General features: G+C 71.8%; 11 protein-coding genes and 2 pseudogenes. 11 read left to right on the forward strand and 2 right to left on the reverse strand.

Annotation, left to right across the window (positions count from 1 at the left end; translation table 11 throughout):
* Positions 1-973, reverse strand: a pseudogene (locus EAO70_RS19320) (hypothetical protein); the annotation flags it as partial.
* Between the two features lie 290 nt (positions 974-1,263).
* Here EAO70_RS19320 and EAO70_RS19325 point away from each other — a divergent pair.
* From EAO70_RS19325 to EAO70_RS19355, 7 genes are all read left to right on the forward strand, one after another.
* The gene (locus EAO70_RS19325; RefSeq protein WP_148004142.1) at positions 1,264-2,259 is read left to right on the forward strand and encodes a glycosyltransferase family 2 protein; all 996 of its coding nucleotides are present in this window, start codon (positions 1,264-1,266) and stop codon (positions 2,257-2,259) included.
* Positions 2,259-2,726: a GtrA family protein gene (locus EAO70_RS19330; RefSeq protein ID WP_148004143.1), complete on the forward strand. Its 468-nt coding sequence runs from the start codon at positions 2,259-2,261 to the stop codon at positions 2,724-2,726. The genes EAO70_RS19325 and EAO70_RS19330 overlap by 1 nt, the downstream gene beginning before the upstream one ends.
* 87 nt (positions 2,727-2,813) lie before the next feature.
* Complete coding sequence (gene proB, locus EAO70_RS19335; RefSeq protein WP_148005241.1) at positions 2,814-3,950, forward strand: glutamate 5-kinase; 1,137 nt, start codon at positions 2,814-2,816, stop codon at positions 3,948-3,950.
* A 154-nt stretch (positions 3,951-4,104) separates the two neighbouring features.
* Positions 4,105-4,626: a hypothetical protein gene (locus tag EAO70_RS19340; RefSeq protein WP_148004144.1), complete on the forward strand. Its 522-nt coding sequence runs from the start codon at positions 4,105-4,107 to the stop codon at positions 4,624-4,626.
* Between the two features lie 115 nt (positions 4,627-4,741).
* On the forward strand, positions 4,742-6,025 hold the full coding sequence (locus EAO70_RS19345) for a glutamate-5-semialdehyde dehydrogenase (protein WP_148004145.1): 1,284 nt from the start codon (positions 4,742-4,744) through the stop codon (positions 6,023-6,025).
* 77 nt (positions 6,026-6,102) lie between these two features.
* Positions 6,103-6,663, forward strand: a complete 561-nt coding sequence (locus EAO70_RS19350) for a hypothetical protein (protein ID WP_148004146.1) — start codon at positions 6,103-6,105, stop codon at positions 6,661-6,663.
* Positions 6,664-6,794: 131 nt separating this feature from the next.
* Complete coding sequence (locus tag EAO70_RS19355; RefSeq protein WP_148004147.1) at positions 6,795-7,877, forward strand: hypothetical protein; 1,083 nt, start codon at positions 6,795-6,797, stop codon at positions 7,875-7,877.
* Here EAO70_RS19355 and EAO70_RS19360 read toward each other — a convergent pair.
* Positions 7,862-8,968 carry a M48 family metallopeptidase gene (locus EAO70_RS19360; RefSeq protein ID WP_148004148.1) on the reverse strand — a complete coding sequence of 369 codons (1,107 nt, stop codon included), beginning with the start codon at positions 8,966-8,968 and terminating at the stop codon, positions 7,862-7,864. The two genes, EAO70_RS19355 and EAO70_RS19360, sit on opposite strands and share 16 nt — an antisense overlap.
* A gap of 137 nt (positions 8,969-9,105) precedes the next feature.
* Here EAO70_RS19360 and EAO70_RS19365 point away from each other — a divergent pair, with 137 nt between their 5' ends.
* From EAO70_RS19365 to EAO70_RS19375, 4 genes and pseudogenes are all read left to right on the forward strand, one after another.
* Positions 9,106-9,342 (forward strand): hypothetical protein, encoded by a 237-nt coding sequence (locus EAO70_RS19365; protein ID WP_148004149.1) that lies wholly within the window; start codon positions 9,106-9,108, stop codon positions 9,340-9,342.
* 83 nt (positions 9,343-9,425) lie between these two features.
* Positions 9,426-9,587 (forward strand): hypothetical protein, encoded by a 162-nt coding sequence (locus EAO70_RS38020; protein WP_187283951.1) that lies wholly within the window; start codon positions 9,426-9,428, stop codon positions 9,585-9,587.
* A gap of 51 nt (positions 9,588-9,638) precedes the next feature.
* Entirely contained in the window at positions 9,639-10,259 is a 621-nt protein-coding gene (nadD, locus tag EAO70_RS19370) for a nicotinate-nucleotide adenylyltransferase (RefSeq protein WP_148004150.1), read from the forward strand.
* A gap of 19 nt (positions 10,260-10,278) precedes the next feature.
* Positions 10,279-10,719, forward strand: a pseudogene (locus tag EAO70_RS19375) (LytR family transcriptional regulator); the annotation flags it as partial.

A 10,719-nucleotide genomic window follows, 5' to 3' on the forward strand; every position in this document is an offset into this window, starting at 1 on the left:
GGAGGGACACCGCGAGACCCAGGAGCACCCCCGCCGCGAGCGCCCCCACGTACGCCCACTGCCCGCCGATCGTCTCCCAGATCCGGTACCAGTCGCCGACCGCCTCCCCGACCCCCGACAGCGTCAGCGGCTCCTTCGGCTGCTGGGCGCGCCGCCAGCGGGCCCCGGGAGAGGTGGTCAGCAGCACCAGACCGACCAGGAGGCCCAGGCACCAGGCGGCGCACCAGGTCGACGCGAACCGGTCGCGCGTCCGGCCGAACCGCGGCAGGCAGAGCACGCCCGCCGCCGCGGCGACCAGCCCGGACATCGCCACGAACGGCTCGCTGAGCATGCCGGCCGCCGTCCCCAGCACCGCCGCCGCGCCGACGGCGCCGCCCCGCGCCCACCGCCGGCTGCTCCGGGCCGCCCACACGGCCGACAGCACCGCCCAGACACCGAACACACTCGGCAGGGTGTGGGAGATCGTCGCCGGCGCCCAGAGCAGCGCCTGGTACGAGCGGGTCCCCGCGAAGAACAGCAGCGCCTCGACGACCAGGACCGCCGCCGCGGCCGCCGCCGCCGGGAACGGCAGCCGGAGCGCCCGCAGCACCACGCGCGCGAGGAGGAACAGCCCCGCGCCCAGAGCGACCACCAGGAAGGCCGGCAGCAGCTTCGGGCCCCGCATGCCGTCGGAGTAGAGCAGCCCGGTCAGCAGCGCGTTGGTGACCCGCCCGTTCTGGGTGAGGTAGAAGTCCGACGTGATCCCGAGGACCCCCATGTCGCGGGTCTTCCACAGCGCGCACCAGTCGTCCGACGTCGGACGCACGTACAGACCGAGGAAGGCGCCCACCGACAGCAGCGCGCCCGCTCCGGTGCCGATGACCAGGGCGATCCAGGGGAGTGCCTGCCGGAGACCGCGGGCCGGGTCGCCGCTCTGCTCGTCGTCGTCCGGCATCCGTGCGTCACCGAGGTCCGACAGGGTCGTTCTACTCACGGGGCATTGCTCCAGGGGGCCGAGTTCCTTGGCACGAGGGCGCCGCCTCCGTGGCGTCGCCAAGGTATCGGCACAAGAGGTCTCTAGGGTGACAAACGACAGAAAACGCCGCGTACAGCACTATCTTCCCCGCATGCTTTGCCGCATGGACGACATGCCGACGGGGGGAGGCCACCCGGGCGACGCCGGACCGTCACCGCCCCCTCGTACCGTGGCCGCGCCGCTCGAAGGCGAGTTCGGTGGCGGTCCCTCAGGACGTACTCTTGCCCATCCCACTGGAGTGACCGTTCATGACCAGGCTTTCCGTCGTCGTCCCCTGCTTCAACGAGGAGGACGTCGTCGAACGCTTCGACGCGCGGATGCGCCAGGTGCTCGACAGCCTCCCCGTCGGATACGAGATCTGCTACGTCGACGACGGCAGCTCCGACGGAACGCTGGCCAAGCTCCGCGGGATCGCCGCCCGGCACCCGCACCGCACCCAGTACGCCTCCTTCAGCCGCAACTTCGGCAAGGAGGCCGCCATGCTCGCCGGACTGCGCAAGTCCACCGGCGACGCCGTGGTCATCATGGACGCCGACCTCCAGCACCCGCCCGAGCTCCTCGCGCGCATGCTCGACCTGCACCACCAGGGCCACGACCAGGTCATGGCGCGCCGGACCCGCGAAGGCGACAAGAAGCTCCGCTCCGCCCTCAGCCGCGTCTACTACCGGGCGGTCAACCGCTGGGTCGACGTGGAACTCACCGACGGCGTCGGCGACTTCCGCCTGCTTTCCCGCCCCGCCGTCGACGCCCTGCTCTCGCTGCCGGAGTACAACCGCTTCTCCAAGGGCCTCTTCTCCTGGATCGGCTTCGACACCGTCACCTTCGACTACCAGAACGCCGCACGCGAAGGCGGTGAGACGAAGTGGAAGTTCAGCTCCCTGGTCAACTACGGCATGGACGGGCTGATCTCCTTCAACAACCGCCCGCTGCGCATCGCCCTCTGGCTCGGCATGACCCTGACCGGCCTCGCCGCCCTCTACGCGGTCTGGGTGGTCGCCGCCGCCATCACCCAGGGCGTCACCGCCCCCGGCTACGTCACCCTGGTCGCGATCATCGCGGGACTGGGCGGCGTGCAGATGGTGATGCTGGGACTGATCGGCGAGTACATCGGCCGCATCTACTACGAGACGAAGCGCCGGCCGCACTTCCTCGTCAAGGAGACCCACCGCTCCTTCGGCCGCGGCGCCGGCGAACGGGCCGCCGCCGAGCGGATCCGCGTCGCGGCCGCCGAGGGGGAGCACTGATGGGGGCGGACTCTCCCACCGGGCGGCGCGGACGCCTCGCCGAGATCTTCCGCTTCGCCCTCGTCGGCGGCGTCAACACCGGCACGTTCTTCGGCTGTTACCTGCTGCTCCACCCGTGGATGCCGTACTTCGCCGCCTACTCCCTCGCCTTCCTGCTCAGCATGATCGGCTCCTTCTTCCTCAACACCTACTTCACCTACCGCACCCGGCCGACCTGGAAGAAGTTCGCCCTCTTCCCGCTCACCAACGTCACCAACTATCTGGTGCAGAGCGTCGGCCTCTACGCGCTCGTCACCTGGGCCGGCATGGACGACCGGATCGCGCCACTCGTCGCGGCCGTCGTCGCCATCCCCTTCACCTACCTCATCTCCCAGCGGATCCTCGTCCCCCGGAACTCCGGACGGGGCACCGGCGACGCGGGTCCAGGGAGCGAAACGGACGAGCGGCAGCCCTCCCGGCTCGCGTAGATTGCCTGGCAGTCGCGGCGGGGAACACGCGGCGCGTGGCACAGCCGAGTGAGGACGACGCAGGTGGCGGCAGAGTTGACGACGCAGATGACCGGAGAGACGGACGACGCGAGGCGATCCGTGACGGAGGCCCGCAGGATCGTCGTCAAGGTCGGCTCCTCCTCCCTCACCACCGCGTCCGGAGGCCTCGACGCCGACCGCGTCGACGCCCTCGTCGACGTGCTCGCCAAGGTCCGCAGCGGAGGCGAGAAGGAGATCGTCCTCGTCTCCTCCGGAGCGATCGCCGCCGGCCTCGCACCGCTCGGCCTCACCCGCCGCCCCAAGGACCTCGCCCGGCAGCAGGCCGCCGCCAGCGTCGGCCAGGGCCTCCTCGTCGCCCGGTACACCGCCTCCTTCGCCCGCTACGGCGTCCGCGTCGGCCAGGTCCTCCTCACCACCGACGACACCAGCAGGCGCGCCCACTACCGGAACGCCTACCGGACCCTCGACCAGCTCCTCGCGATGGGCGCGCTGCCGGTCGTCAACGAGAACGACACCGTCGCCACCGACGAGATCCGCTTCGGCGACAACGACCGGCTCGCCGCCCTCGTCGCCCATCTCGTCCGGGCCGACCTGCTGGTCCTGCTCTCCGACGTCGACGGCCTCTACGACGGCGACCCGGCCAGGCCCGGCACCTCCAGGATCGCCCGGGTCGGCGGCCCGGCCGACATCGCCCACGTGGAGATCGGCTCCGCCGGCAAGGCGGGCGTCGGCACCGGCGGCATGGTCACCAAGGTCGAGGCCGCCCGGATCGCCGCCGCCGCCGGCATCCCCGTCGTCCTCACCTCCGCGAGCCGCGCCGCCGACGCCCTCGCCGGCCGCGACACCGGCACCTACTTCCACCCCACCGGCCGCCGCTCCGCCGACCGCCTCCTGTGGCTGGCCCACGCCTCCACCCCGCAGGGCTCCCTCACCCTGGACGCCGGAGCCGTACACGCCGTCGTCGAGGGCAAGAAGTCCCTGCTCGCGGCCGGTGTCGCCGGAGTAGAGGGAGACTTCGTGGCGGGCGACCCGGTCGAACTGCGCGACACCGACGGCCGGGCCGTCGCCCGCGGGCTCGTCAACTTCGACGCCAAGGAGATGCCCCGCATGCTCGGGCGCTCCACCCCCGAGCTCGCCAGGGAACTCGGACCCGAGTACGAGCGCGAGGTCGTCCACCGCGACGACCTGGTCGTCATCCGCTGACCCCCAGACCCCTGCTGAAACGGCTGAAAGTGCGGCCATCCGGAAGGGACGTTTACCAAAACCGCCCCAAGTGCCGCCTCGGGCTGGTCAACTTTGTCTCGGGGGTAACAGAGCAGGGCGGGGTACAGCACACGCATCACACAGGAGGCCGCCGGTGAGACGAGCGCGCCCAGGGGCGCCGCCCCGAGGGACTGCCGAACGCGCCCTGACCAGTGTCGAGGCCGGAGCCGACTTCGACGAGTCACGGGACAGGTCCACGGACACCAAGACCGAGACCACCACCGAGACACGCGAGGTTCGCGAGGCGCGGGAGGCACGCGCCAGGGAACAGCCCGTGTCCAAACTCTGGCACATCACGCTCAGCGTGTCGGGTGTCGAGTCACCGCTGAAGGAGGTGCGCCGGGGGCTTGAACAACTGGCCCACGACCACCCCTTCCTGCTGACCAGCCGCTATGCGAACGACCATGCCGAGATCCGGTACTGGGAGGAGGCCCGGGACCTCCACGACGCCGCGGCCGTCGCCCTGCGCCTCTGGGGCGAGCACCGGCAGACCGCCAAGCTGCCGCCCTGGGAGATCGTCGGCCTGGAGGTCATCGACCGCGAGACCTACCACCAGCGGATCGCGGAGGGCTACGGCCCACCGCCCGCCGCCCCGGTCGGCGTCCACCCCTACTGAGCCGGCGGCCGGTTCCGGACGCCTCCCCGAGCGGGGCGTCCCGGAACCGCCGGGGCACGTCTCGGAGTGCGGGATACGTGAGGGATGTCCGCAGGCGTGCCAGTACCCTGCGGGCATGACCTCGCTCACGCCCCTCGACAACCTGTCCCCGGTCACCCGGGCCGCCTACCGGGCCCGTGGCGCCGCCGCCGAAATCGCGCCACTCCCGCGCGCGGCCAAGGACGACGCCCTGCTGGCGATCGCGGACGCCCTCGAAGTCCGCACCGCCGAGATCGTCGAGGCCAACGCCGAGGACATCGCCAAGGCCCGCGCCGCCGGGACCAGCGAGGCGATCATCGACCGGCTGACCCTCACCCCCGAGCGCGTCCGGGCCATCGCCGCCGACGTCCGCGACGTGGTCGCGCTGCCCGACCCCGTCGGCGAGGTCGTCCGCGGCTCGACCCTCCCCAACGGCATCGACCTGCGCCAGGTCCGCGTCCCGCTCGGCGTCGTCGGCATCATCTACGAGGCCCGCCCCAACGTCACCGTCGACGCCGCCGCCCTCTGCCTCAAGTCCGGCAACGCCGTCCTGCTCCGGGGCTCGTCCTCCGCCTACGCCTCCAACACCGCCCTGGTGAACGTCCTGCGCGACGCCGTCGGCGGCGCCGGGCTGCCCGCGGACGCCGTCCAGCTCGTCCCCGGCGAGTCCCGCGAGTCGGTCCGCGAGCTGATGCGCGCCCGCGGCCTCGTCGACGTCCTCATCCCGCGCGGCGGAGCCTCCCTCATCCGCACGGTCGTCGAGGAGTCCACCGTCCCGGTCATCGAGACCGGCACCGGCAACTGCCACGTCTACGTCGACGCCCAGACCGACCTCGACATGGCCGTCGACATCCTGATCAACTCCAAGGCCCACCGGGTCAGCGTCTGCAACGCCGCCGAGACCCTCCTCGTCCACCAGGACGTCGCCGCCGCCTTCCTCCCCAGGGCCCTCGACGCCCTCGCCGAGGCCGGCGTCACCGTGCACGCCGACGAGCGGGTCCTGGCCCACTCCGAGGGCTCCAAGGCCACCGTCGTACCGGCCACGCCGGAGGACTGGGAGACCGAGTACCTCTCGTACGACATCGCCGCCGCCGTCGTCGACTCCCTCGACAAGGCCGTGGAACACATCCGGACCTGGTCCTCCGGCCACACCGAGGCGATCGTCACCACCTCGCAGGCCGCGGCGCGCCGGTTCACCCAGCTGGTCGACTCCACCACCGTCGCCGTGAACGCCTCCACCCGGTTCACGGACGGCGGACAGTTCGGCTTCGGCGCGGAGATCGGCATCTCCACCCAGAAGCTGCACGCCCGGGGCCCCATGGGCCTTCCGGAGCTCACCTCGACCAAGTACATCGTCACCGGTGACGGTCACGTGCGGTAATCGACTCCTTTCAGTACGGGCGGGGAGGCTTCACCGTCTCCCTGCCCAAAACCCCCTCGCCGGTCTACTCTGATTCCGTGCCGGACGACGTGGGGGGCACGCCGTTCCAGAACGGCGGGGACCCTGAGGACTCTGTCGACCGCGGAGGCGCCGACGAGGTCTACGCCGACGTGGTGTTCGACGAGGACTTCGTGCGGTCCGCGACCCTCCACGAACCCACCGCGGTCGAGCGGCTCCTCGCCGCCGCCCAGGCCCGCGCGGAGGCCGAGTCGGCCCGAGCCCGCGCCGGCGGCGGATCCGGCGACGACGAGCTCTACGAGGACTTCCCCGACCGCTCCGGCACGACCTACGAGCCGGACGACGTCGGCGACGACGCCAGCCCCTACGGCCGCCACGGCGGCGCCCTGCGCCCCTACCGGGGCAGCGCCCGCTGGCACCGGCCCGTCGCCTGGATCCTCGCGCTCCTCATGGGCGTCGGCATGGTCGCCCTGGCGTTCAGTGCCGTCTACCGGGGCGCGGCCGCCAACCGCCAGGACCAGGTCCCCGCGCCGGCCACGACCGGCGTCGACACGCCCAACCCGAACCCCGCCCCACCCGCCGCCCACGCCCCCGCGGCAAGCTCGGCGTCCCCGAACTAGCGCCCGGCTCCTCCGACTGACGGAGCCGTTCGGCTCACTGGCCGTACCGACCCACCCCGACGGCGGAATTCTTCGGAACTTGTCGTGTACCTGGGCGTTTACCGAAGCCCCCGCCGACCTACCCTGAAGGTATGGCAGGGCGTGGCGACCCGCCTGAGGGGACCCCCGAGGGCGTCCCCGGTGGTGAGGACGAGTACAGGTCCGTCGTCTTCGACGAGGCGTTCGTCCGCGCTGCCCACCTCCAGGAGTTCTCGGCCCGGGAACGGCTGGGCGAGCACACCCAGGCCGTCCGCAGCCGCCCCTCCGCCTGGGAGGGCCGCAGCAGCTCCCGCCAGGCCATCCTGCTGGTCCTGCTGATCCTCCTCGCCTTCGGCACGGCCATCTATCTGGGGGTCCGCAACCCCTACCTGCCGCCCGCCGACCAGCGGGCCGAGCCCCTGCGCACCACCGTGGTCCCGCTCGCCCCGCAGGGCCCCGTCGTCGGCGGCGAGCCCGCCCGGCTCTTCGACCACAGCCCGGCCGCCGAGTACCGCACGGGGGCCGCGGGCATCAACCTCCCCCTGACGGGCCGCACCACCCATTTCGCCGAGAGTCAGGTCGTCACCGCCCTGAGCATCGCCAAGGACTACCTGGTGGCCTCGTCCCTGGAGCCCGGGGTGCTGTCCGGGGACACCGTGCGGCCCCCGCGGCTGCTGCTCGACCCCGACCAGCTGGAGCAGTACGACCGGAGCGTCGAGGCACCCGCCGACGACGGCCGGCACGCCCTCGCCGCCTGGCTGGTCCGCTTCGACCCGCGCCAGGTGGTCCTCGCGGACCCCGCCGCCCGCGTCCAGGGCACCCTGCGCTTCGAGGAGACCAGCCCGGACACCCTGGACGTCACCGCGGACCACACGTACACCTACGCCGTCCGGCCGGCCGTCCGGGGCGCGGGCCCGGCCGGTCAGGCCTCGCTCTTCACCGTCCACCGCGCGGTGCACTTCCGGTTCGACCGCGAGGACCTGCGCATGCACCGGACCGAGCTGGTGACCTCCACCGTGGAGGCGGGCCCCCAGGCGTGCGGCGCGGACACCACCGGCTCCCTGAGGCCGCTCCTGGCCGGAGCGCGGCCCCCCGAGACGGGCGGCCCCGCGGTCACCGACCCGTACGCCACGGGCCGGCCCGCCGCCCCTTCCCTGTGCGGAGCACTGGCGCCGAGCGCTCAGCCCTCGTTCTGACCCTTGCCGTCGTCGGTGGTCTCCTCCGGCCCGGTGGAGTCGGGCTTCTTCGGGCCCTGCCCGCCGCCGAAGGCGCTCCGCAGCTTCCCGCCCAGGTCGCCCGCCAGGTCACCGGCGCCCCCGGCTATGTCGCCGACCAGCTTCATCAGCGGATCCTTGCTGGTCCGCACGGTGTCGGCATAGTGCCCGGCCGACTCGCGGAAGGAGTCCGTGACCGAGGTGTCCTTGTCCTCCGACCGCTTCGGGTAGTGGCCGTCCATGATCCGCTGGAAGTCGCGGCTCTCCGACCACTTCCTCAGCTCCGCTGCCCGGACCGTGGTGAAGGGGTGGGTGCGCGGCAGCACGTTGAGGATCTTCAGGACCGAGTCCCGCAGGTCCCCGGACTTCTCGTACTCGTCGGCCTGGGCGAGGAACGCGTCCACGTTCATCTCGTGGAGGTGGTTGCCGCCGGCGATCTTCATCAGACCCCGCATCGAGGCCTGCACGTCCTGCCCGACGAGGAGCCCGGCCCGGTCGGCGGAGAGCTCCGACTTCCGGAACCACTCGCGCAGGGCCGTGACGATGGCCATGATCGCGACGTTCCCCAGCGGGATCCAGGCGACCTTGAGCGCGAGGCCGGTGAGGAAGAGCAGCACCGTCCGGTACACCGAGTGCCCGGACAGGGCGTGGCCGACCTCGTGGCCGACGACCGCCCGCATCTCCTCCTCGTCGAGGAGCTCGACCAGACCGGTGGTGACCAGGATGATCGGCTCGTCCAGGCCGATGCACATCGCGTTGGGCTTCGGGTCCTGCGTCACGTACATCGGCGGGACCTTCTCCAGGTCCAGGATGTAACAGGCGTCCCGCAGCATGTCGTTGAGATGGCTGAACTGCGCGTCGCTCACCCGGACGGAGTCCGAGAGGAAGAGCAGTCGCAGACTGCGCTCCGGCAGCAGTCCGCTGAGCGCCTTGAACACCGTGTCGAAACCGCTGAGCTTGCGCAGCGCCACCAGCGCTGAGCGGTCGGCCGGATGCTCGTAGGCCCGCGAGGAGATGCCGGGGAACCGCTTCCGCTGCCTGCTCGGCACGCTCCCCTGGTCCTTCTCGGTCATGGATGCCCCCTGTTCGTACGAGTCGGTGCTCGTCCCCCTGACGCACCCCAGCCTAGGCGGTGGCGCTACCGTGTGCCGGAGCCTGTGGATAACTCGGGCACAAGGACGCACAAGGACGACCGAGGAGCACGACCGACATGCCGGACACCGTCGACACCGCCGCAGCCCTGCTCGCGGCCGCCGCACAGGAGGGGCCCGGTGACACGCTCCGTATCGTGCTGCTGGTCTCGCTCGTGGGCGGTGCGCTGCTCGCCTGGTTCCTGCTGCGCGGCTACCGCACCGACGACACGGAGGACGCCGGCACCGCCGACCGGGCCGCCGGCGGCAGCGACGCCGCCCCCGGAGGCAACACGGACCGTGACGCGAGTGCCTGAGTCGGCGTGAGCCCGCCGGGACCGCCCGCATACGATGTGCGCGAAGTCTCCGCTCCCATCCCCGATCGATAGGTCTGCCGAAGATGAGCCTCCACAGCACCGCCGCCAACCTGGTCTCTCTCGCCGAGGGCGCCGAGCACGGCGGCAACCACCAGAGCCTCAGCCCCTACCTCACCGGCTTGGGCGCCCTCGGCGCGCTGCTCCTGCTGCTGTGGATCACCACCCGGTTCAACCGCGACCGCTGAACCGGCGACCCTGATCAGGCGTCCGCTGCCGTGCCAGTAGGCTCTGCACGCATGGGAGAGCAGGAAATGCCTACTGGCGGGCGCGGGAAGCGCCGACTCGGCGTGATGGGCGGAACCTTCGACCCGATCCACCACGGACACCTGGTGGCGGCCAGTGAGGTCGCCGCCCTGTTCCACCTGGACGAGGTCGTGTTCGTGCCGACCGGGCAGCCGTGGCAGAAGAGCGACCGGGCCGTGTCCGCGGCCGAGGACCGCTACCTGATGACGGTCATCGCGACGGCCTCCAACCCGCAGTTCTCGGTCAGCCGCAGCGACATCGACCGCGGCGGCGCGACCTACACCATCGACACCCTGCGGGACCTGCGCTCCCTCAACGGCGACGCGGACCTCTTCTTCATCACCGGGGCCGACGCGCTGTCGCAGATCCTCACCTGGCGCGACGCCGAGGAACTCTTCTCGCTCGCGCACTTCATCGGCGTCACCCGGCCGGGGCACGACCTCACCGACGACGGCCTGCCCAAGGGCGGCGTCTCGCTGGTCGAGATTCCCGCGCTCGCCATCTCCTCCACCGACTGCCGGGCGAGGGTCGCGCAGGGCGATCCCGTCTGGTATCTGGTCCCGGACGGCGTGGTGCGCTACATCGACAAGCGCCAGTTGTACCGCGGCGAGTGAGCTTCGGGGAGGGCCACCGGTGAACGACCAGCAGCAGCCGTACGACCCGTACTATCCGCAGCCGCAGATCATCGGCTACGACGAGTACGGGCAGCCGGTGTACCAGCAGCCGCCGCAGCAGCACCAGCCGCAGCAGGGGTACGGGTACGACCCGTACGCCCAGCAGCAGCAGTACCAGGAGCCGCAGCAGTACCAGGGGCAGCAGTCCCCGCCGTACCAGGAGCAGCCGCAGCAGCCGCAGTACGACCCGTACGGGCAGCAGGGCTACGCCTACCCCTCCTACGACACGGGGCAGCAGTGGGCCGCCCAGCCCGAGGCCCCTGCGCCCAGGGGCAGCAGTCCCCGCCGTACCAGGAGCAGCCGCAGCAGCCGCAGTACGACCCGTACGGGCAGCAGGGCTACGCCTACCCCTCCTACGACACGGGGCAGCAGTGGGCCGCCCAGCCCGAGGCCCCTGCGC

The organism is Streptomyces sp. adm13(2018), from assembly GCF_008042145.1.
Classification (GTDB): domain Bacteria; phylum Actinomycetota; class Actinomycetes; order Streptomycetales; family Streptomycetaceae; genus Streptomyces.

Bases quoted from the DNA above. Each gene is read 5' to 3' on its own strand.
- EAO70_RS19325 (WP_148004142.1), top strand. From the start codon at position 1,264: ATGACCAGGCTTTCCGTCGTCGTCCCCTGCTTCAACGAGGAGGACGTC.
- EAO70_RS19330 (WP_148004143.1), top strand. From the start codon at position 2,259: ATGGGGGCGGACTCTCCCACCGGGCGGCGCGGACGCCTCGCCGAGATC.
- proB (WP_148005241.1), top strand. From the start codon at position 2,814: ATGACCGGAGAGACGGACGACGCGAGGCGATCCGTGACGGAGGCCCGC.
- EAO70_RS19345 (WP_148004145.1), top strand. From the start codon at position 4,742: ATGACCTCGCTCACGCCCCTCGACAACCTGTCCCCGGTCACCCGGGCC.
- EAO70_RS19355 (WP_148004147.1), top strand. From the start codon at position 6,795: ATGGCAGGGCGTGGCGACCCGCCTGAGGGGACCCCCGAGGGCGTCCCC.
- EAO70_RS19360 (WP_148004148.1), bottom strand. From the start codon at position 8,968: ATGACCGAGAAGGACCAGGGGAGCGTGCCGAGCAGGCAGCGGAAGCGG.
- EAO70_RS19365 (WP_148004149.1), top strand. From the start codon at position 9,106: ATGCCGGACACCGTCGACACCGCCGCAGCCCTGCTCGCGGCCGCCGCA.
- EAO70_RS38020 (WP_187283951.1), top strand. From the start codon at position 9,426: ATGAGCCTCCACAGCACCGCCGCCAACCTGGTCTCTCTCGCCGAGGGC.
- nadD (WP_148004150.1), top strand. From the start codon at position 9,639: ATGGGAGAGCAGGAAATGCCTACTGGCGGGCGCGGGAAGCGCCGACTC.